The organism is Polynucleobacter sp. MWH-S4W17 (assembly GCF_018687535.1).
Lineage (GTDB): Bacteria > Pseudomonadota > Gammaproteobacteria > Burkholderiales > Burkholderiaceae > Polynucleobacter.
Map to the genome: position 1 here is coordinate 1,263,102 of NZ_CP061295.1, position 23,273 is coordinate 1,286,374.

At 46.9% G+C, this 23,273-nt stretch carries 16 protein-coding genes; 3 read left to right on the plus strand and 13 right to left on the minus strand.

Annotation, left to right across the window (positions count from 1 at the left end; genetic code table 11):
• Positions 1 to 12: 12 nt before the first annotated feature.
• The 4 genes from C2755_RS06270 to C2755_RS06285 are packed head-to-tail and all read right to left on the minus strand — an operon-like array spanning position 13 to position 2,655.
• On the minus strand, positions 13 to 1,230 hold the full coding sequence (locus C2755_RS06270; RefSeq protein WP_215320094.1) for a polyhydroxyalkanoate depolymerase: 1,218 nt from the start codon (positions 1,228 to 1,230) through the stop codon (positions 13 to 15).
• Positions 1,227 to 1,565 (minus strand): hypothetical protein, encoded by a 339-nt coding sequence (locus tag C2755_RS06275; protein ID WP_215320096.1) that lies wholly within the window; start codon positions 1,563 to 1,565, stop codon positions 1,227 to 1,229. The genes C2755_RS06270 and C2755_RS06275 overlap by 4 nt, the downstream gene beginning before the upstream one ends.
• Positions 1,556 to 1,993 carry a cupin domain-containing protein gene (locus tag C2755_RS06280; RefSeq protein WP_215320098.1) on the minus strand — a complete coding sequence of 146 codons (438 nt, stop codon included), beginning with the start codon at positions 1,991 to 1,993 and terminating at the stop codon, positions 1,556 to 1,558. Before C2755_RS06280 ends, C2755_RS06275 begins: the two co-directional genes overlap by 10 nt.
• 2 nt (positions 1,994 to 1,995) lie before the next feature.
• On the minus strand, positions 1,996 to 2,655 hold the full coding sequence (locus C2755_RS06285; RefSeq protein WP_215320100.1) for a glutathione S-transferase family protein: 660 nt from the start codon (positions 2,653 to 2,655) through the stop codon (positions 1,996 to 1,998).
• Positions 2,656 to 2,828: 173 nt separating this feature from the next.
• Between C2755_RS06285 and C2755_RS06290 the strand changes: the two genes are divergently transcribed.
• The 3 genes from C2755_RS06290 to C2755_RS06300 are packed head-to-tail and all read left to right on the plus strand — an operon-like array spanning position 2,829 to position 9,779.
• Positions 2,829 to 6,224, plus strand: a complete 3,396-nt coding sequence (locus tag C2755_RS06290) for a DUF2126 domain-containing protein (protein WP_215320102.1) — start codon at positions 2,829 to 2,831, stop codon at positions 6,222 to 6,224.
• A gap of 11 nt (positions 6,225 to 6,235) precedes the next feature.
• Positions 6,236 to 8,848 carry a circularly permuted type 2 ATP-grasp protein gene (locus C2755_RS06295; RefSeq protein WP_215320104.1) on the plus strand — a complete coding sequence of 871 codons (2,613 nt, stop codon included), beginning with the start codon at positions 6,236 to 6,238 and terminating at the stop codon, positions 8,846 to 8,848.
• Positions 8,826 to 9,779, plus strand: a complete 954-nt coding sequence (locus C2755_RS06300; RefSeq protein WP_251368444.1) for a transglutaminase family protein — start codon at positions 8,826 to 8,828, stop codon at positions 9,777 to 9,779. Before C2755_RS06295 ends, C2755_RS06300 begins: the two co-directional genes overlap by 23 nt.
• A 75-nt stretch (positions 9,780 to 9,854) precedes the next feature.
• On the opposite strand, the gene C2755_RS06305 is transcribed toward C2755_RS06300, so the two are convergent.
• The 9 genes from C2755_RS06305 to C2755_RS06345 form a co-directional block, all read right to left on the minus strand.
• On the minus strand, positions 9,855 to 10,841 hold the full coding sequence (locus C2755_RS06305) for a tripartite tricarboxylate transporter substrate-binding protein (RefSeq protein ID WP_215320106.1): 987 nt from the start codon (positions 10,839 to 10,841) through the stop codon (positions 9,855 to 9,857).
• A 94-nt stretch (positions 10,842 to 10,935) separates the two neighbouring features.
• Positions 10,936 to 13,287: a Tex family protein gene (locus C2755_RS06310; protein WP_215320108.1), complete on the minus strand. Its 2,352-nt coding sequence runs from the start codon at positions 13,285 to 13,287 to the stop codon at positions 10,936 to 10,938.
• Between the two features lie 111 nt (positions 13,288 to 13,398).
• The gene (gene typA / locus C2755_RS06315; RefSeq protein ID WP_215320110.1) at positions 13,399 to 15,216 is read right to left on the minus strand and encodes a translational GTPase TypA; all 1,818 of its coding nucleotides are present in this window, start codon (positions 15,214 to 15,216) and stop codon (positions 13,399 to 13,401) included.
• 51 nt (positions 15,217 to 15,267) lie between these two features.
• Positions 15,268 to 16,179: a tRNA pseudouridine(55) synthase TruB gene (gene truB, locus C2755_RS06320; RefSeq protein WP_215320112.1), complete on the minus strand. Its 912-nt coding sequence runs from the start codon at positions 16,177 to 16,179 to the stop codon at positions 15,268 to 15,270.
• Positions 16,180 to 16,182: 3 nt separating this feature from the next.
• Positions 16,183 to 16,551, minus strand: a complete 369-nt coding sequence (gene rbfA, locus C2755_RS06325; RefSeq protein ID WP_215320114.1) for a 30S ribosome-binding factor RbfA — start codon at positions 16,549 to 16,551, stop codon at positions 16,183 to 16,185.
• 5 nt (positions 16,552 to 16,556) lie between these two features.
• Positions 16,557 to 19,316 (minus strand): translation initiation factor IF-2, encoded by a 2,760-nt coding sequence (gene infB, locus C2755_RS06330; protein WP_215320116.1) that lies wholly within the window; start codon positions 19,314 to 19,316, stop codon positions 16,557 to 16,559.
• Between the two features lie 13 nt (positions 19,317 to 19,329).
• Positions 19,330 to 20,811, minus strand: coding sequence for a transcription termination factor NusA (gene nusA, locus C2755_RS06335; protein ID WP_215320118.1), 1,482 nt, complete (start codon positions 20,809 to 20,811; stop codon positions 19,330 to 19,332).
• Entirely contained in the window at positions 20,808 to 21,299 is a 492-nt protein-coding gene (gene rimP / locus C2755_RS06340) for a ribosome maturation factor RimP (RefSeq protein ID WP_215320120.1), read from the minus strand. Before rimP ends, nusA begins: the two co-directional genes overlap by 4 nt.
• 173 nt (positions 21,300 to 21,472) lie before the next feature.
• Entirely contained in the window at positions 21,473 to 23,269 is a 1,797-nt protein-coding gene (locus tag C2755_RS06345; protein ID WP_215320122.1) for a pseudouridine synthase, read from the minus strand.
• Positions 23,270 to 23,273 lie beyond the last annotated feature (4 nt).

Consider the following 23,273-nt stretch of genomic DNA (forward strand, 5'->3'; position numbering starts at 1 on the left):
ATTTCCTCCTGGTTAAAGTGCTGACTGAATGTGGTTGCGAACTACTGGATAAATCTGGCTTTCCCAGCGCTTACCATTAAATACCCCGTAATGGCCGACACCCGCTTGTAAGTGATGTGACTTCCTGTATCCAGGTAGGCCAGAACAGAGATCTTGCGCTGCTAAAGTTTGTCCAATGCCACAGATATCATCTCGCTCACCTTCAACGGTGAGTAGAAATGTCTTCTTAATCAGCTTTGGATTCACTAACCTACCTTGGTATGTCAAAGTTCCATTAGCTAGATCGCGATCCATAAATACTTTTTTAATGGTTTCTAAATAGAAAGGGGCCGATAAATCCATGATTGCAAAATATTCTTCATAAAAATCATGAATGACATCCGCCTTCGCATCATCACCATTAACGCGATACTCATATAGCTTTCTGAAAGACTCTGCATGACGGTCAGGATTCATACTCATAAATGCCATGAGCTGTAAGAAGCCAGGATAGACTTTGCGCCCAGTACCATTGAATTGATTTGGAATAACCCCGATGAGCTTTTCTTCAAACCAAGACATGGGTTTGCTGGTAGCTAATTCATTGACCTTTGTTGGGCTTTGACTGACATCAATCGGCCCAGCCATCAAGGTCAAGCTTGCCGGGACATAGGGACTCTTGTCTTCAGACATGATGGCTGTGGCTGCTAAGCAGGCTACTGTTGGCTGACATACCGCCATCAGGTGGGTTTGAGGTCCGATCACCTGCAAGAAGTTAATGATGTGCTCGACATAAGTATCAAAGTCAAAGTCGCCACAACTCAATGGAATGTCACGAATGTTCAACCAATCAGTTACATAAACTTCATGATCAGTTAGAAGCGTCTTAATGGTTCCCGCTAACAAAGTAGCAAAGTGTCCTGACATTGGAGCAACTAAGAGAATCTTAGGTTGACCAGAAATATTGGGCTTTGAAAATCGAATCAAGTTACAAAAATGCGTTGAGTAAATTAATTCCTCTGTAACAGGCTGCTCCACCCCAAATGAATCCATGACAGATTGAATTTTAAAATCAGGTCTTGTATGCGTAAATCCAAGCAAAGAAATTTGCTCATAGTGTGCGGCTAATCTCTGCATAGGATTTAGGGAAAAGTTTCCAAACCAATTAGTAGAGACGCGCTCTGATGCTTTTGCAAACATCCGAACGGGGTTATGCAAATTAGCAAAGGTTTGATAAGCTTTGTACATCATCTATGGGCACCGCTTTCTATATGACGCAATGCTCGTTCTGTAGTTTTGAGTGCTGGGTCAAACACCCTACTCAAAGACACATCATTGGCAATAATGGCTGCGGTTTGTGCTGCACGTGCTGCAACGATGGATAAATTCACGAAACCAGCAACATTAAAAGTTTTGAGAAGGTCGGGCAACTCTTGATCGTCTGAAGCAACTTCGCCAGCCTCTATCTTTTGATAAAGATCGCGGTAGTAACTCCTCATACCATCGAGCTCCTCAGCAATTGTCATAATCCGCTGAAATAAGACCGCAAAGTCTGATGCCAGAGCATTGTTTTTGACTACTTCCATGGAGTTACCCCTGGGACCTCGGCTGGAGCAACAGAAACTGGGATAGTTTCAAAGTCCGCAGGGCCCACTATCTCGAGATATTCCATGTCGGGTGAATAGTCGAAGAGGAAATGGGTGATGCCCGGCATTTGATGAACAACATCACCCGCCTCAACTAAGGTGACCTTATCTTCATACATAAACTTGGCCCAACCTTTAGTCATAATGACAATTTGGAACTCTGCTACGTGATAGTGCCAGCCGGTACCATTCTCTGGGGGTTTATTGGCCTTCACGAGATGGGCAATGACCTTACCTTTGGTTGCCTTAGCGACACCCAAATCTTTATAGAGAAAAAAATCCCTAAGGCCGCCTGGTAAAAACTGAGTATCGGCAGGTTTTACATGAGAAAACTCGGTATCACTTTTAAATTTTACGGGTGCGTTCATTTTTAAAACTCCACTTCAAGTTCTTCAATGTCATCGGGTTCTTCGAGGGCGCCCATCACCCATTCCTTCATCTCAGGCATCGCCATGATGTGCGTGCAGTAATCCCTGCTCGCCTTGTCCAGCTCTACCTGATACGTTAGGAATCTTGTGACTACTGGCGCAAACATGGCGTCAGCTAAAGTGGGTTCCTTGCCAAATAAGAAAGGCCCACCGTATGTTGTTAAGCAGTCCTGCCATATGACCAAGACACGATTAATATCGATTTGTGCTTTTGACCACACCTTAAATGACTCAAAATTCGCTTTGACATTCATAGGCAAAGAAGCGCGCAAGGCAGAGAAGCCGGAATGCATCTCGCCACAGATGGAGCGGCAATGGGCTCTTGCTGCTGGATCTTTTGGTAGCAGATGCGCTTTGGGATTTAATTCATTCAGATACTCACCAATAGCCATGGTGTCCCAAACCCTGCAACCATCATGATCTAATCGCGGAACCAGAATGGAGGGTGACAAGAGCAAGAGTTCTGCTCGGTTATCCACATCATCCGGATGAACCTGCACTTCCTGAAAAGGTAAGCCAGAAAGCTTGAGCATCAGCCAACCGCGTAATGACCATGAAGAATAATTTTTGCTACTAATCGTCAAGGTAGTTTGCTTAGGCATAAGAACTTTCAAATGAGGTACAACTACAACTTATTCCCCCTGAAATAAGGATTGGTAGCCAAATGCCCTATTTTTGACATGTTCTACCCAAATCTGGGCATACCTCACCTTTACGCACCCATCTTGTGCGCCGTAATAATGCACCCTTGTGGTGAACTTATAGACTTTGAGTCATGTCTATACACGCCGCCCTACACCACGTCACCGAATACATATATGACCGCCCAGTCAAACTGGGGCCACAGGTAATTCGTTTGCGACCGGCACCTCACTGCCGCAGCCATATTCTTTCTTACTCTCTCAAAATTGAGCCTGAAGGTCATTTCATTAACTGGCAACAGGATCCATTTTCAAACTATCAAGCTCGTTTGGTTTTTCCTGAACCTACGACGCACTTTAAAGTAACGGTCGATCTTGTTACGGAAATGGCCGTATACAACCCATTTGATTTCTTTTTAGAGCCAGATGCTGAAGACTACCCCTTTACCTACAGCCAAGATCTGAAGAAAGAGTTGCGCCCTTACCTAGGTAAAAAGCGCAATGACGGCATCAACAAATACTTCAAAACGGTTGATCGCAGCAAGATGCGCACGATCGATTTTTTAGTTTCGCTCAATCAAAAAGTTCACAAGGATATTAGCTATACCATTCGAATGGAGCCTGGAGTACAGACCCCAGATGAGACTTTAAAACTTCGCAGTGGTTCTTGTCGTGATTCGGCTTGGTTAATGGTGAATCTCTTGCGTCTTTGCGGACTCGCATCGCGCTTTGTTTCAGGCTATCTTATTCAGCTTAAACCAGATGTCAAAGCGCTAGATGGACCAAGTGGAACAGAGGTAGATTTCACTGACTTGCACGCCTGGTGTGAGGTCTATTTGCCAGGTGCAGGATGGATTGGCTTAGACCCGACTTCCGGCCTATTTGCTGGTGAGGGGCATATCCCTGTTGCCTGCACACCTGAACCTTCAGGTGCAGCCCCGATTGAAGGTGGTGTTGACGAATGTGAAGTGCAATTTGCTCACTCCATGGAAGTCACTCGCATTTATGAAGCGCCCCGAGTAACCAAACCATATACCGAAGAACAGTGGCAAGCGATTGTCGATCTGGGCCATCAAGTTGATAAGCAATTGGTTGCGGGCGACGTTCGCTTGACCATGGGTGGTGAGCCTACTTTTGTATCCGTTAATGGACGTGATGAACGTGAATGGAATGTAGATGCATTAGGGCCAACTAAGCGGGGTTACGCAACCGATTTAGTAGAAAAACTTCGCAAGGAATACGGCGATGGTGGTTTCCTTCATTTCGGTCAAGGCAAATGGTATCCAGGAGAGCAACTCCCTCGTTGGGCTTTGTCAATCTACTGGAGGGCTGATGGACAGCCTATTTGGAAAAATCCCAAACTCTTCGCCGATGAACGCCACCCCACAAACTACACCAGCAAAGATGCTGAAAAATTTGTCTACACACTTTCCAAAAAATTAGGCTTGGCGGACAAATTTATTGAACCTGCCTATGAGGATGTTTTTTATTACCTCTGGCGAGAATCCAAGCTACCAGTCAACGTTGATCCCTTCAAATCAAACCTAGATGATGAGATGGAGCGCACTCGGTTAAAGCGGGTCTTCACTCAGAAATTAGATTCCGTGGTGGGCTACGTCCTCCCTATTGAAGCGAATGAAGGAAAGAATTACTTAGATACCGCCTGGAAGACGGGACCTTGGGAATATCGTGATGATCGCCTCTATCTGTTACCAGGCGATTCACCAATGGGCTATCGACTTCCCCTAGAGTCCCTACCCTGGGTTAGCAAAGCAGACTATCCTTATCTCATTGAGCAAGATCCATTTGCTCCCAGATCGCCATTAAACAGTCAAGCGTCAATTGTTCACCAACAACAACCAACTCGTAAAGAATTTACAGCGTCTGGAAAAACGATTTGGAGTCAGTCACAAGAAGTAAGGCGTCCAAAACGTCAAGAATCAGCCGCATGGGTTACCAGAACAGCGATGTGCGTAGAAGCACGTGATCCAATGCGCTCCAATGGACCCAAGGCAGAGAATGAGCATGGTGGTAAGTCAGGCGTGCTGTATGTCTTTATGCCCCCACTCGCTCGTCTTGAAGACTATCTCAATTTATTGGAGGCGGTAGAAACTACGGCGGAAGAACTTCAGTTTCAAATTGTGCTGGAGGGATATACCCCACCACGCGACCCACGCTTGAAGTTGTTACAGGTGACACCAGATCCAGGCGTTATTGAAGTCAATATTCATCCAGCTCATAACTGGGGCGAGCTAGTTGAGCATACGGAATTCTTATATCAAGCTGCTTTTGAATCTCGCCTTTCTGCTGAGAAATTTATGGCAGATGGCCGCCATACCGGCACAGGTGGTGGCAATCACTTTGTAATGGGTGGTGCAACACCGATTGATAGCCCGTTCTTACGCAAACCCGAGCTCTTGGCTAGCCTAATTTTGTATTGGCACAACCATCCAAGCTTGAGCTATCTCTTTAGTGGCATGTTTATTGGACCAACCAGTCAAGCGCCTCGAGTAGATGAAGCGCGCAATGACCAAATCTACGAGTTAGAAATCGCGCTGAAAGAAATTCATGAGAATCGCAAGAAGTTTGGCCAAAGCATGCCACCATGGCTAGTTGATAGAACACTACGTAATATCCTGATTGACGTCACTGGCAATACGCATCGCAGCGAGTTCTGTATTGATAAGATGTATTCACCAGATAGTCAAACGGGTCGCTTAGGCCTACTAGAGTTACGTGCTTTTGAAATGCCCCCACATGCACATATGAGCATTGTTCAGCAATTACTCATTCGCGCCTTGATAGCTCGCTTCTGGGATAAGCCTTATGAGGCGCCAATGACGCGCTGGGGAACTGAACTCCATGACCGCTGTCTCTTACCAACATTTATCAAAATGGACTTTGATGATGTCATTCAAGAGATGCAAAAGTATGGCTATGACTTTAAGCCGGAGTGGTTTGCACCTCACCTTGAGTTCCGCTTCCCGCTCATTGGACAAGTGCAAACGATGGGCACAGAAATTACCTTGCGCAATGCGCTTGAACCATGGCATGTTATGGGTGAAGAAAATTCAGCAGGCGGAACTGCACGCTATGTTGACTCCTCGTTAGAGAGAATTGAATTGCGTGTTACAGGCCTAAACCAAAGTCGCTACACCATCACCTGCAATGGCGAGCCTTTGCCACTCCAACCAACAGGAGTTGCAGGAGAGTATGTAGCAGGTGTTCGTTATAAGGCCTGGAATCCTCCGTCTAGTCTGCACCCCAGTATTGGTATTCATGTTCCATTGATTTTTGATGTGATTGATACCTGGAATAAACGCTCTGTGGGAGGTTGCCAATATCACGTTGCCCACCCTGGTGGCCGAAACTACGACAACTTCCCCATCAATGCCTATGAGGCAGAGAGTCGCCGTCTTTCTCGCTTCTTTAGGATGGGCCACACCCCGGGAACTGCTGAAGGGGCTCTGGCGAACATTGACCTCCCGGCCAGTAAGGAATTTCCATTTACGCTGGATATGCGTCGGTGAGACAATAGTTTGTGGACAACTCTCAGACCCATTCCTTGAAATATGCGAGCAACCCTTCGCTGGTGGAGGATATCAACCGTCTATCACCCGCACCCAAAGAGGGGCACTTTGATGAGTTGCGAGGGGAATCAGGGTCGCTACTGCCCCAATGGCAAACTTTTTTTGAATCTCTTGGTTCATCCGGGTTAAGCGATCTTGATCAACGCACCCAAGAACTTAACAGGCAGATTCGGGATAACGGCATTACGTATAACGTCTATGCCGACGAGTTTGGTCCGCAGCGCCCTTGGTCAGTAGATTTATTTCCGCTCCTCATTAGCCTTGATTCTTGGCAAAAAATTCAGTCGGGGGTTTTACAACGAGCGCGTTTGCTCGAAGCGATTATGGCGGATGTGTATGGGCCGCAAAATTTGTTGAAGGAAGGATGGATTCCTCCGGCATTAATTCATGGACACCCTGGTTACTTGCGCTCCATGCATGGCGTCGAGCTGAAAAACAGAAAATATCTTCACATCATGGCTTTTGATTTAGCCAGAGCGCCTGATGGATCATGGTCAGTACTGTCTCAACGCACCCAAGCACCTTCTGGTCTTGGCTATCTTTTGGAAAATCGCAACCTGATTACAAGGCAATTTCCCAAAGCATATGAGCTCATGCAGATTGCCCCGCTAGCCAATGCCTATAGGGACTTAATCGATGCATTGAAGCTTGAAAGTCCAGCAGGTGCTAATGCCCATATTGCCCTTCTTACTCCAGGACCTTATAACGAGACCTACTTTGAGCATGCCTATCTCGCTCGTTATCTCGGCCTAACTTTGGTTGAGGGCGGTGACTTAACAGTACGCGATCAACATTTGTTTTTGAAAACAGTACGCGGTTTAGAGCCTGTTCATATTTTGCTCAAACGTTTGGACGATGAGTTTTTAGATCCCTTAGAACTGCGTTCTGACTCCACCCTAGGCGTCCCTGGTCTATTACAAGTTATACGTGCCGGTAATGTTGTGTTGGCAAATGCTCCTGGCTCCGCCTTCCTAGAATCTCCAGCCCTATTGGGATTCTTACCGGCGATTAGCGAACGACTTCTCAATGAAAAAGTTCAGCTTCCAGCAATGGATACCTGGTGGTGTGGTGAACGCGCTGCATTAGAGGCTGCTATTCCAAATTTAGGGCATAGTGCTATTAAGCCAACCTACCCTAATGGCACGGGTCATCAAAATTATGAATCCGCCCTAGGTTGCGATCTGAATCAGGCCCAATTAGATGAATGGGTGGGTCGCATTACGCGCCAGCCAGATGAACACACAGTACAAACCTACATCCCGTTGGCACAAATGCCAACCTGGTTAAATGCTTTTAACCTCAATGATGCGTCTTTGATTGAGCCCCACTCTTATATGTTGCGAGTCTTTGCCTTGAGTGATGGTCCTAATGGCTGGCAAGTATTACCTGGTGGACTTGCCCGTATCGCAAGCACTGATTCAGGTATTGCCTCGATGCAACGGGGCGGTAGTAGTGCGGATGTATGGGTTCAAAGCCCGCAGCCCTCCCAAGAGCAAGGACAACAAACTCAGCACCCGATTCAAGCCCCTGAAAAAGTGATGCGCAAGCGCTTGGTTACCAGCCGCGCAGCTGAGAATCTCTATTGGTTTGGGCGCTATACCGAGCGCAGTGAAAATATTCTGCGCTTAGCCAAGCTTTATCTTGAAAATATTAATAGTGAATACACCCCTTCCCGGTCATTATGGTCTTGGTTAGAAAACCTATGTCACCACTACGGGCTTGTGCCTGAAGGGGTACCAAGTAATTTTGACCAGAGTGATATGCGTCACCGAATTTTTGAGCGTACTTTAATTAACTCTCTCAATGCCAGCGACAGCGTCACCAGCGTGGGCTACAACCTGAACGCCATGAAACGCACTGCCTCTAATGTGAGAGAACGACTCTCCCCGGAACAATGGAGCACTATCAATCATTGCATTGAGCAATTTCAGTCTGATTGCCATAAAGCCAATACCTTTAATGATTTTTCCGCTTCGCTCGCTATCGATGCTTTAAATGGCGCGAGTAGCTGCTTGGCGGCGATAACCGGCGCCCAAACTGACCGTATGACACGTGATGACGGCTGGCAACTACTTTCAATTGGAAGGCATATCGAGAGGCTCGCCTTTCTAACAAACGCATTAGACTCAGCTATCGTTTCTGGCTTACTTAACAATCCAAATACAGATAGCTCAGGTTATACCGCCCTACTCAATTTATTTGACAGCACGATCACCTTTCATGCGCAGCATCAACAAAGTCGCGAGATAGCTCCTTTAATTAGCTTACTGGTGATGGATGATGAAAACCCACGTTCCCTGGCCTGGGTTAGCAAAGCGCTCCGCGCCAGACTCTCTAAACTTGCGGGCACCGAGCGAAATAACCCGGATGAGTTAACTCGTAGCGTCATTAATCTACTAGATTACGACTTATATATCCTATCGACTGCCGATGGGTTTGGCAATCTCCCTAACCTAAGAAATTGTTTGAGTAATTGCTCGCAATCCGCCTGGAATGTTTCAGATGCAATTAGCGCACGCTATTTCAATCTGATTCACTCTAATGAATACAGTATCCAAATGTAATGCGCCATTTATGTTGCTAGAAATTACCCACGATACCCATTACTCTTACGATCCTGATGTAGAGATTGCGCAGCATTTTGCTCACCTCAAACCAGCAGATCTAGAAACACAACGAGTATTAAAGTCCGAAGTTCAGGTGAGCCCCAGGCCTTCTTGGAGCGAAGAAAATCGAGATAGTCATGGAAATGTTTGCACCTTCTTTTCTTTGCAGAATAGGCACAGTGAATTACTCATTACAGCCAAATCACTGATCGAGACTACAGCTACTGAATATGGCCCTAAGCCCCAGGAAACTGCACCCTGGGAGCTGGTACGCGAATACTTCCGCTATCACTCCAATACCCAATGGGATGCCGCCTCAGAATTTTTATTTACATCTCCATTCATTACTTTAAGACCAGAATTCGCAGAATTTGCGAGGGCCAATTTCACAGCTGGTAGACCTATATTAGATGCTGCAATTGATTTGATGAAACGCATCTATAGTGAATTTCATTACGTTAGCAAAAGTACCGATATCAACACCCCAGCACTAGAGGCGCTGAATAAGCGAGAGGGGGTATGTCAGGACTTTGCACATATTTTGATTTCAGCGCTCCGCAGTATCGGCATCCCCGCAAAATATATGAGCGGCTATATTCTGACCAATCCTGCACCCGGTCAAGCAAGACTGATTGGCGGAGATGCTTCGCATGCTTGGGTATCGGTTTATGTTCCTAGCATGGATGAAAGCAGTATTTTAGGTAAGGGCATTTGGTGTGATCTAGATCCAACCAATAATCGCTGGGGCTACGGAACTCCTGGGGAAGATTATGTTCACTTGGCTCAAGGAAGAGATTACTCAGATGTCTCCCCTATTCGCGGGGTGATCCATGGCGGAGCAGATCATACGCTAGAGGTAGCGGTAACGGTGATGCCCATTAACTCTTAAGGCACCCTTCTTTCTCCCCAATAATAAAACCGCCCGAAGGCGGTTTTATTATTTGAAGCGTGCATTACTTTCGACTTAGTCTGCGTAAATACCTGCAGCCTTAATGATTGGTGTCCATAAATCAATCTGCGCCTTCAGATGCTTTTTCAAGCCTTCTGGAGTAGCGCTTGCTTGAGATGGAATCTCAACACCCAACTCCGCCATGTGTTGTTTGTAAAGTGGATCCTGAATAGCCCCTTGCAGTGCCTTGGCCAACTTATCCATCTCTGCTTTTGGTGTGCCCTTAGGAGCATAAACACCATGCCACACTTTCACTTCAAAGTTTTTTAAGCCCTGCTCATTGAGAGTGGGAATCTTTTCAAAGGCCTTAATGCGCTGCATGGTGGTTGTGCCATAAGGCTTCACCGCATTAGTTGCCAACTGACCTGAAAGATTGGTTGTTTGATCACACATCAATTGCACCTGACCACCGATCAAATCGGTCAAGGCAGGCGCAGTGCCTTTGTATGGAACAGTCGTCAAATCCAGCTGAATACGGCTCATAAAGAGCAAGCCGCACAAGTGGCTAGCGGAACCTACGCCCGCATTAGCGTACGCAATCTTACCTATGTTTGCCTTCATATAAGGCAGAAGTTCTTGATAGTTCTTAGGAGGCAAATCTTTATTGCCAACCAAAATCATTGGTACATCGGCAACCTGGCCAACGTATTCGTAATCGGTCATTGGATCAAAGCCCAAGTTCTTATACAAAGCTGGGGCTGTAGACATGCCAATATGGTGAATCAGTAATGTGTAACCATCATTCTTAGAATTAATGACACGTTTAGCCGCAATCGTGCCACCAGCACCAGGACTGTTATCCACAATGACTTGGCCTTTGAGCTGCTTACCCATTGCTAAAGCCAGCTCACGAGCTACTTTATCGGTTGGACCGCCAGCCGAGAATGGCACCACTAAAGTAATAGGGCGATCGCCAGGGAAATCAGCCGCCTTTGCAGCAGAAATACTGACGCCTAATGCACACAGCGAAATCGCTGCAATGCGGAAAATTGATTGGGACATTTTCACGGTAATCCTTGTCATTCTTGGTTAAACATACAAAGCAATAGTTTAGAGAATTTGCCACCCCAGCAGGGGAAAATTCTCTAAAAAATGATTATTTCTTCAGCTTGCCAAAGGCGGCTGCCATTGCATTATTCATTGGGGGCGCTTGCCTTCTATCTTCATGCGGCTTTCTGTTTTCAGGCTCTCTAGGACGATTAAGAGCCCTTTGATCAGGCTTGGAGCCCTCTCTTGGAGCTTCATCTGTCAAACGCATTGTTAGCGCGATGCGCTTACGCTTTTCATCCACTTCCAGCACTTTAACCTTCACTACCTGTCCAGCCTTAACCACGCTATGGGGATCTTTTACGAAGGTATTAGATAAAGCAGAGATATGCACCAAGCCATCTTGATGTACACCAATATCGACAAAGGCCCCAAAGGCGGCAACGTTAGTCACTACGCCTTCTAAAATCATATCCGTCTTGAGGTCGCCAATTTTCTCGACACCATCTTTAAAAGTTGCAGTAGTGAATTCAGGGCGCGGATCTCGACCAGGCTTTTCTAATTCTTTAATGATGTCAGTAACAGTAGGTAGACCAAATTGACCATCAGCATACTTTTCTGGTGAAAGTGACTTCAGCAAGCTGGCATCGCCAATCACTTCTTTTACGCCTTTCTTAATATCCTTCAGAATCTTTTCTACCAAAGGATAAGATTCAGGATGAACTGCAGAGGCATCTAATGGATCATCGCCATTCATGATGCGCAAGAATCCAGCAGCTTGCTCGTACGTTTTATCGCCAAGTCGCGGAACGCTCTTGAGATCGGCCCTCGATTTAAATGCACCCTTGCTATCGCGATAGGCCACTATCCCTTCAGCCACTGTAGAGCTTAAACCAGAAACTCTTGCTAGCAAGGGGGCTGAAGCCGTGTTCACATCAACACCGACAGCATTTACGCAATCTTCTACAACCGCAACTAATGATTTAGCCAACTGGGTTTGCATCACATCATGCTGATACTGGCCTACGCCAATCGATTTAGGATCAATCTTGACCAGTTCGGCTAATGGATCTTGTAATCTTCGGGCAATTGAAACGGCACCGCGCAATGAAACATCCATACCCGGTAATTCTTTTGAGGCATATTCAGACGCAGAGTAAACAGAAGCGCCCGCTTCAGAAACAACAATCTTGGTAAGCTTGAGTTCTGGCTTAGCTTTAATTAGCTCCTGGGCTAATTTATCAGTCTCGCGAGATGCAGTACCGTTACCAATCGAGATTAAGGTGGCATTGTGCTTCTCAGCTAATTTAGCCAAGGCATGCAATGAACCAGCCCAATCATTTTTTGGTTGATGCGGGTAAATGACCTCGGTATCCACTACTTTTCCAGTAGCATCCACCACTGCCACCTTCACTCCCGTTCGCATTCCGGGATCAAGACCAATGGTTACTCTTGGGCCAGCGGGTGCCGCCAGCAAGAGGGCTTTAAGGTTGCGGGCAAATACATTAATCGCTTCAGTTTCTGAACGCTCACGTAACGCTGTCATCAACTCAGACTCCAAATGGAGTGAACACTTGATGCGCCAAGTCCAGCGAACGGTATCTGCTAACCACGCATCGGCAGGTCGCCCTTCATTTTTGATCTTGAAATGATTGGCAATCCGATTTTCACAAGGATTGTGAGGAGAATCCCATTTTGGCTTTTCTTCTTCGCTATCTAAACGTAAATTAACCATTAACATCTGTTCCCGACGACCCCTAAATAAAGCTAAGGCACGATGCGATGGAATAGCTTTAATCGGCTCAGAGTAATCAAAGTAATCAGCGAACTTCTCACCCTCTTGCTCTTTACCAGCAATCACTTTAGATTCGACTACACCGTGATCTTGTAAGTACTCTCTAAGAGATTGTACCAATGCTGCATCTTCTGCAAAGCGTTCCATCAAAATTTGACGTGCACCTTCAAGCGCAGCCTTGGTATCCGCAACACCAGGATTATCTGTCCCATCGACCTGAAACGCTTCCTTCAGATACTTTGCAGCCTCTGTTTCAGGATCGAGCTTGGGGTTATTCAGCAGATCATTTGCCAATGGCTCTAAGCCAGCCTCTAAGGCAATTTGCGCCTTAGTCCTTCTCTTGGGTTTATACGGTAAATAAAGATCCTCTAAGCGAGTCTTATCCTCTGCCAACATAATGGCCTTCAGCAACTCTGGCGTCATCTTGCCCTGCTCCTCAATAGAAGCAACGATTGTCTTGCGGCGATCCTCTAGTTCACGAAGATAGCTAAGACGCTCTTCCAATAAACGTAACTGCGTATCATCCAACCCCCCGGTAGCTTCTTTACGATAACGAGCGATAAATGGTACGGTAGCGCCCTCATCCATCAGAGCTATAGCAGCGGCTACTTGAGCAGGCTTAGCAGCAAGTTCTTGGGCAAGACGTTGTTCAATTGATGGCAGCATGTATATCTAGTTTTATTTATTTAACTTATAAATGATTAATTTATAGTTTTGATTTCAATGAAGAACAAAAGCCACCCGGAGGTGACTTTTGTTGTGTAGCTGAAAAAGAGCTTACTCGCGGGATGCTTTCTTACGATCATGCTCTTTCAGGTGGCGCTTACGGATACGTACACTTTTCGGCGTTACTTCAACCAACTCATCATCACTAATGAATTCAACCGCATATTCCAAGGTCAAATCAATTGGCGTTACTAAGCGAACTGCTTCGTCAGTGCCTGAAGAGCGAACGTTGGTTAATTGCTTACCTTTAATTGGGTTAACGACCAAGTCATTGTCTCGACTATGGATACCAATCACCATTCCCTCGTATACAGGATCACCATGGCTAACAAACATACGACCACGATCTTGTAACTTCCAAATAGCGTAGGCAACTGCTTCGCCATCATCTTGACTAATCAATACGCCATTATGACGTTCACCCAAGATGCCATCTTTCGCTGGAGCATAAGAATCAAATGTATGACTCATCAAACCATTACCGCGAGTCATGGTCATGAAGTCGCCTTGGAAGCCGATCAGACCACGTGCAGGAATGCGGTACTCAAGACGGGTGCGGCCTTTGCCATCACTCACCATATCTTGCAACTCACCCTTACGCTTACCCAAGTCTTCCATCACAGAACCTTGAGTGGCATCTTCTACGTCAACCGTTAAGTTCTCATACGGCTCCATTTTGACGCCATTCTCCTCATGAAAGACAACGCGTGGACGGGAAACTGCCATCTCATAACCTTCACGACGCATGGTCTCTACCAAGATGGTGAGATGCAACTCGCCACGACCTGATACTTCAAATACGGTGTCATCATCAGTTTCTTTTACGCGCAAAGCCATGTTGGCTTTTAATTCGCGGTCTAAACGTTCACGAATTTGACGGCTAGTTACAAACTTACCTTCACGACCAGCTAATGGACTAGTGTTTACCATAAAATTCATAGTCAAGGTCGGCTCATCAATCTTGAGCATTGGCAATGGATCTGGCTTGTCAACCGCACATACTGTTGTGCCAATGGCCAAATCTTCAATACCATTGATGAGGGCGATATCGCCAGCAACAGCCTCGTCAACGATTTCTCGCTCCAGGCCTTTAAATTTCAATACTTGGTTGATACGGCCTTTGAATGGCGTGCCATCAGGACCATTCATGCAGAGCACTTCCATACCTGACTTCACACGGCCCCGGCTAATACGGCCAACTCCGATCTTGCCAACATAGCTGTTGTAGTCAATTGAAGAAATCTGGAATTGCAAGGGGCCTTCTGCGTCGTCATCACGCACAGGAACGTGCTTCAGAACAGCATCAAACAAGGGGCGCATAGTACCTTCACGCACATCTTCTGACTCTCCTGCATAACCATTCAAGCCTGATGCATAGATCACTGGGAAATCTAACTGCTCTTCAGTTGCGCCTAGTTTGTCAAATAATTCAAAAGTTGCGTTAATCACGTAGTCGCAACGTGCGCCTGGACGGTCAACCTTGTTAATCACAACGATTGGCTTCAAACCCAATGCCAAAGCTTTCTTGGTAACGAAGCGGGTCTGCGGCATTGGACCTTCAACCGCATCAACCAAAAGCAATACACCGTCAACCATCGAGAGAACGCGCTCTACTTCACCACCGAAGTCCGCGTGTCCTGGGGTATCAACGATATTAATATGTGTACCGTCATATTCCACTGCGCAGTTCTTGGACAAAATAGTAATGCCACGCTCTTTTTCCAAGTCGTTTGAGTCCATGACGCGTTCGGTCATTTTTTCATTTGAGCGGAATGTGCCTGATTGGCGCAAGAGTTGGTCAACCAAGGTAGTTTTTCCGTGGTCAACGTGGGCGATGATAGCGATGTTACGAAGTGCGCGTTTAGTCATGTGAAGCTTCTTGAGTTAAAGATAAGTAAAAGGGTTATAAATAATGATTAATTAATGAGCCTGCGAAATCAAGCGCTTTGGATGCAAAACACCAGAACGCCAATCAGCAGTACCAATAAAGTTATGAGGAGCAGCGGTCGCTCGATAAATGCGTACCAATGCTTCAATGGAAGGTAAGTTCAGAGGAACACGCTGTCCCATTTCAAGACGTTTAGCTTGTTGCTCATCCACCGTTAAGTGTGGCAATGTTTGCAGCAAGGCATCAACAGGCAATATGTAGTCGGCGCTATTCTGAAGGCTGCTTTGTATCGCCTCAATCGTAAAGGACTGCTCAAGATTGAGATGCCCCACTTCGGTTCGGCGTAATCCCACCAAATGGGCGCCACATCCTAGGGCATTACCAATATCTTCTGCTAGAACGCGAATATAGGTTCCTTTGCTACAGCTGACTTTTAACGTAGCTTCTGGCCAAGCGATGTCAGTCCAACGAATGGAGTGAATAGTGATATCTCGCGGAGTGCGCTCCAACTCAACACCTGCACGAGCATATTCATATAAAGGTTTGCCATCACGCTTGAGTGCAGAATACATTGGCGGCACTTGAGAAATAGGCCCTGTAAATTTTGGGAGCAAGGCATCTAATGCAGATTTGAGCTCAACTTCATTGGCAAATACCGGCAAAGGTAATTCTTCAATAGTGAGACCCTCAGCATCGCCGGTATCAGTGCGTGAGCCGAACTTTACTCGAGCGATATAAGACTTATCAGCTTCAAGCAGGTCTTGTGAATACTTAGTTGCTTCGCCTAAGCAGATAGGCAATAAGCCAGTCGCCATTGGATCTAATGTACCGGTATGGCCAGCCTTGTCAGCATTAAAGGCACGCTTGACGGCAGTAACCGCACCCTGAGAACTCATTCCAGCGGGTTTATCTAGTAGCACTACGCCGTCGATCCGTATAGACATGAATTACTTAGTCTCGTCTTTGTGATCGCTCTCAACTGCTTGATCGATCAATCGAGACATTTCTATGCCATGCTCTACTGAGCTGTCATAGTGAAAATGTAAAGTAGGAACGGTATGAATATGCAAACGCTTAAACAAGAGTGAGTGCAAGTATCCGGCTTTTTCTTGAAGCGCCCTTAACGCATGCTCAGGCTCAGCACCCAAAACTGTAAAGAACACTTTGGCATGGGCCAGATCCGGTGTGAGCTCAATACTTTGTAAGGTAATCAAGCCCAAACTCGGACTACGCAATTCGCGGGGAATAAGCTCGGCCAGGTCTCGCTGAATTTGATCGGCGAGACGCTGGTTACGATGCGGGCTAGTTTTATGCATATTGCTTAGAGTGAACGTGCAACTTCAGTAACTTCAAATACTTCAAGCTGGTCACCTTCTTTAATGTCGTTATAGCCCTTTAATGACAGGCCGCACTCGACACCGGCACGAACTTCCTTAGCATCATCTTTGAAGCGCTTGAGAGAGTCCAGTTCACCAGTCCAAACAACGACGTTGTCACGCAAGAGACGAACACTAGATGTGCGCTTGATAATTCCATCAACTACCAAGCAACCTGCAATTGCGCCAACCTTAGATACCAAGAAGACTTGACGAATCTCAACGAGACCAGTGATTTCTTCTTTTTTATCTGGAGTCAACATGCCGCTCAGAGCCAACTTTACTTCATCCACTGCGTCATAGATGATGTTGTGATAACGAATATCCACACCATTGTTTTCAGCTAACTTGCGAGCTGCCGCATCTGCACGGGAATTGAAGCCAAAAATAACCGCTTTAGAAGCCACTGCTAAGTTCACGTCAGTTTCAGTAATGCCACCAACACCTGCGTGAACAATTTGCACCTTCACCTCCGGTGTAGAAAGCTTCATTAATGACTGTGCCAAAGCTTCTTGAGAGCCCTGTACATCAGCTTTAATGATCAATGGCAATAACTTAGCCTCAATAGCGCCTTCTTCCATGTTTTCCATCATGGTTTCAAGCTTGAATGCTTGCTGTTTAGCCAACTTCACATCACGGAACTTACCTTGACGGAACAATGCAATCTCGCGAGCCTTACGCTCATCCGGAACCACCTGTACTGACTCTCCAGCTGCAGGAACATCCCCTAAGCCTTGGATTTCAACAGGGATAGATGGGCCTGCTTCATTACATGGCTTACCGTTTTCATCCAGCATGGCGCGGACGCGACCATAGGTTGAACCCGCCAACAACATATCTCCACGTTTGAGCGTGCCTGATTGAACCAATATGGTTGCTACAGGGCCCTTACCTTTGTCCAAACGCGCTTCAATGACTAAACCTTGGGCCGGTGCATCTTTGGGCGCTTTCAATTCCAAGATTTCAGCTTGCAAGAGTACGTTCTCAAGCAGGGCATCAATGCCCTCACCAGTTTTTGCGGATACCGGAATAAATGGCACATCGCCACCGTATTCTTCAGGAACCACTTGCTCTGCCACCAACTCAGTTTTGACGCGCTCGGAATTGGCTTCTGGCTTATCAATCTTGTTAATTGCCACAACAATTGGAACGCCACCTGCAAGCGCATGGTGAATTGCTTCTTTTGTTTGCGGCATCACGCCGTCATCTGCCGCAACAACCAAGATCACAATGTCCGTTGCCTTGGCACCGCGAGCACGCATTGCCGTAAAGGCTTCGTGACCCGGAGTATCTAAGAAGGTAATCATGCCGCGTGGAGTTTCCACATGGTATGCACCAATGTGCTGAGTAATGCCGCCAGCCTCACCGGTAGCCACTTTGGCCGCACGAATCTTATCGAGCAAAGAAGTTTTACCGTGATCAACGTGACCCATCACTGTAACTACTGGTGGACGTGGCAACAACTCTGCATCGTGACCATCGGTACCAAGATCTAAATCTGGATCATCTAATTTCGCAGCAAAAGCCTTATGGCCCATTTCTTCAACAAGAATCATTGCGGTATCTTGATCAAGCACTTGATTAATGGTGACCATTTGACCCATACCCATCAGCAACTTAATCACTTCCGCACTCTTCACTGCCATTGCATGAGCTAACTCAGCAACAGTAATGGTTTCTGGTACGTGAACATCACGCACTATGGCTTCTGTTGGTACTTGGAAGTTGGTATCTACGTTCGCCTCAGCAATTTGACGTTGCTTCTTACGACCACCGCCTGAACGCCAACCACCAACACCACCAGAAGAATCGCCGCGAGTCTTTAGGCCGCCAGGTTTCTTAGCGCCCTCTTCTTGCCAAGTGGATGATGTCTCAGAAGATTTAATAGTCTTGCCACCAACTTTGGCAACAGCCTTCTTCTTATCATCAGCACCTTCAACTTTTGCAGGTTTATGCAAAGTGCCTTTTTTCGCTTCTTCAGCAGCAATTTCACTAGGTGCTTTGAGAACACGTGCAGGAGCGCTCATCATGTCGCGGATTGCTAAAGCCTCAGCTTCAGCCGCAGCACGACGAACGCGAATATCTGCCAATTCTTTTTCTTTGCTAGCAGCCAAATCTTTAGCTGCTTTATCTGCTGCCGCCTTTTTCTCTGCTGCCGCTGCGGCAGCATCCGGCGCTGTACCTACAGGCGCCTCTTCTTTAGCAATTACTGGAGCTGCAACTTCTTTTTGACGTGCTTCTTCGGCAGCTCTCATTTCCGCTTCTTGGCGAGCCAACAACTCAGCTTGGCGTGTTGCCTCTGCCGCGCGTTTTTCCAACTCCTCTTCGGAAATAACGGGTTTAGCTGGTGCTGCTGGAGCAACTTCTTTAGCCGCTGGAACTGGAATCTCTTCAGGCGCCTTATCACCGGCCTTAACGAGCACACGCTTTTTACGAACTTCAACCTGCACAGTGCGAGTACGTCCAGCAGAGTCTGCTTGACGAATTTCTGAGCTCTCACGCTTGATTAAAGTAATCTTTTTACGCGCGCCAGTATCTGCACTGCCATGCTCTTTTTGCAAATGCTCAAGCAGGACAGTTTTGTCCTTTTCGGTAATGCTATCGTCCTCAGAACCTTTTTCGATACCAGCCGCCTTCAACTGCTCCAAGAGGTCTGGCGCGGTACGTTTTAATTCTTTAGCGAGTACTTTTACTGTTGTTGCCATGCACTACTTCCTCTCATGAAGTAAACCAATGTTCGCGCGCTTTCATGATGAGCGTTTTCGCAGTTTCTTCGTCAATTTGTGTCGCCTCAACCAGCTCATCAACAGCTAGTTCCGCAAGGTCGTCACGGGTATGTACCTGATTGTCAGCAAGCTTAGCAATCAGTTCTGTGGTCATTCCTTCCAGGGAACGCAAGTCTTGTGACACTTCGCCGATACGCTCTTCTTTTGCCAACTCCATAGTTAACAAAGAATCACGGGCGCGGGTACGCAACTCATTCACAGTATCTTCATCGAATGAATCAATCTCTAACATTTCAGACAATGGTACGTAGGCCACCTCTTCTAATGTATTGAAACCTTCTTCAATCAAAATATCAGCCACTTCTTGGTCGACGTCCAACTTGTCCATAAACAATTGACGTACAGAAGAAGCTTCTTTTTCAGTTTTCTCAGCAGACTCTTCAGGGGTCATGATGTTGATCTGCCAACCAGTCAAATCACTTGCCAAACGAACGTTTTGTCCACTGCGGCCAATAGCGATTGCCAAATTCTCTTCATCAACCACTACATCCATCGCATGACGCTCTTCATCAACCACGATTGATGAAACTTGAGCTGGAGCCAAAGCACCAATTACAAATTGGGCTGGATCTTCAGACCACAATACGATATCCACTGCTTCGCCAGCAACTTCATTACGAACCGCAGTCACACGGGTGCCACGTACGCCAACGCAAGTGCCAATTGGATCGATGCGCTTGTCATAAGTAATAACCGCAATTTTTGCGCGGATACCAGGATCACGGGCAGCGCCTTTGATCTCTAATAAACCCTGCTCCATCTCAGGAACTTCGTTCTCAAACAACTTAATTAAGAAGTCTGGGCAAGTACGGGAGAGTTCGATTTGTGGGCCACGTGCTTCACGATCCACCTTAAGGATGTATGCCCGCACACGGTCGCCAGAACGTAAGTTCTCTTTTGGAATCATTTGATCGCGGCGGAGCAATGCTTCAACACGACCAGATTCAATAATCAGGCCATTCTTGTCAGCACGCTTCACGGTACCAGTCATGACTTTTTCGCCACGCTCAAGGTAGTCGTTCAAAATCTGTTCACGCTCAGCATCACGAATGCGCTGCAAGATCACTTGCTTAGCAGCTTGTGCGCCGATACGACCGAAGGCTAAAGATTCGATTTGCTCTTCGATGTAGTCACCAACTTCCATGTCGGCGAGTTGCTCTTGGGCTTCAAATTGCAGAATCTCTTTGTCCGGCTCTTGCAAACCAGCTTCATTGGGCACAACCAACCAGCGACGGAAGGTTTCGTATTCACCAGTTTCACGATCAATCGCAACACGGATATCCACATCTTCTGTAGCGTAGCGCTTCTTAGTCGCAGAGGCTAAAGCCATCTCCAACGCTTCGAATACGATCGCTTGATCAACGTTCTTTTCACGCGCTAACGCGTCTGCCAACATGAGAACTTCTCGGCTCATGACTTTCTTCCTTTGAAATCAATAACAGGGACCAACCGAGTCTTATCGACCTCGGCTAAAGAGAACTCCAATTGAGAGGGCTGACCATCAGCACCCTCAAATACCAAACCAAACTTTGCATCTGGTGAATTCAATTCACCACTCAGCAAACCTTGCAACTCACCACGAAAATTCTTGCGACCGCCAGCTGCAACGCGCAATTTCAAATCCACTTGCATTCCAGCAAAGCGCTCATAATCAGCGGCACTTTTCACTGGACGATCCAGTCCTGGAGATGAAATCTCTAAACGCTCATAAGGAATGTTTTCAACTGGCAAGGTGTAACTCAACTGATGGCTCACCTTTTCGCAATCCAAAACAGAAATCAAGCGTTCGTAATCTGGGTTTTCAATCGTGACGCGCAGCAATCCACCGGCTTCACGCTCTATCTCAACTAGCGTGTAACCCAAGTTTTCCAGCTCTGCAGAAATAACCTGCTGATCTTTCACGACGCCCCTTCATACCAAAATGGCAAAAAAAAATGGGCTTCAAAGCCCATATTCTCGAAATTCAGAACAGGCCGACTTACGTTGATCGCAACATCAGTCGGTAACCACTAAAAACAGCAGAATACTGCTGTAAGACCAAAATTATAGCCTATTTGGCAGAAAACTGATACAAATCAGAAGCTTTCGCCCGGATTACGGGGTTTTCTAGGTCCCTTATTGAAGGGTTTGCGCCCTTTTGGTGCGCTACGCTTAGGTCCATTTCCAGGACTCTGAGGATTGCCTGTCACAAAAGCGGACTGCCCGTGGTGAACTTTGCTGCCTTTACTGCGGTTTTGGCCCTGACCGCCTTGACCACCCTGTCCGCCTTGTCCACTGCGACCACCTTGACCGCCCTGACCAGGTCTGCCGCCTTGAGTGCGCCCACGGAATGGCCCGCGCCCCTCGCTAGAACCGCCGCCGCCAGCCGGTTTGCCACCCCTACCTTGATGCGTTAGGCCGTTATGGCCACTAGCAAGGGTTAAAGCATCACGGGAACCCCAATAAGAAACTGAGGTTTGCATTGGATCCGGTTGGAAATCTTCACCCATCGGGCGACGATCACGATTATTGGGATTCGGGTTGCGGCCCTTGTCTTGTGGCTGTGGCATTTTTAAGCCAGCAGACTTCATCAAGTTATAAATACCGCCCGCCTCAATCTCTTCCCATTTGCCACGTCTTAAACGTGGAGGCAATAAGAAAATACCATAACGAGTTCGGATCAAGCGAGATACTACATGACCAACCGCCTCAAACATACGACGCACTTCGCGATTACGACCCTCACTTAATGCAACGTGATACCAACGATTAGCGCCTTCACCACCGCCCATTGCTAGACGTAAGAATTTAGCTTGGCCATCATCGAGCGTAATGCCACTCTTTAATAGTGAAGTATTTTCTTGGCTCAAGTCACCTAAGATGCGCACGGCGTATTCACGCTCAACACCATAACGGGGATGCATTAAGCGATTTGCTAACTCACCAGAAGTGGTAAACAATAAAAGACCTTCGGTATTAAAGTCTAATCGACCTACCGCGATCCAGCGTCCTTGACGCGGCTTTGGCAAACGATCAAATACGGTTGGACGACCCTCTGGATCTGACTGGCTAACGATCTCACCTGCAGGCTTGTGGTACATGATCACGCGCGGTGGCTTAGTCTGAATCTTGCGATGTACTGGCTTGCCATTGATGCGCACTTGATCGGTTGGTCCAATGCGCTGACCAATATGTGCTGGTAATCCATTCACCGATACGCGCCCTTGAATAATCAAGTCTTCCATATCGCGACGGGATCCCATACCAACATCAGCTAATACCTTGTGCAACTTAACGGTATCTTCATCATCAGCATCATCATCCAAACCATCGAGGTCAGACCAAACTTCATCACGCAAACTGAGTGGGAGATCATCAACGTTGGCAAACTGCAGACTACTCATTTCCTCATCCGTTGGCGCATCTGAATCTTCATCCTCGCGTGAACGTTGTGCACGTTGTGCGCGACGCTCTGCACCAGTTTGATGAGATACCTCGTTCTCATTCACACCATCGGGATTTTTTAATTCCTCAACTTCAGGAGCATCTAAAGCGGCGTCAAATTCACCAGAGACAACTGAAGCAAACAAAGCCTCACTCTCAGCTAGATTGGGAGCTAATTTAGAAGATTGGTTATTGCCTTGATTGTTACCGCCTTCGCGCGGACCATTGGCATCGCCACCTTCGCGGCGTGGCCGATCTTTGTTAAATGGGCGTTTCTTATTAAACGGGTGTTTACCGCCTCCAGCACCCTGGCGACGTGGGCGGCGTTCACCGCGCTCTCCACCTTCAGACTTTTGGCCATCTGAGTTCGATGGCGCAACGTCTGCATTAGAAGGGGTTGCCGATGGATTTACTACCGGGGATGAATCGTTTTCGTTAGAGCTTGTCATTAAT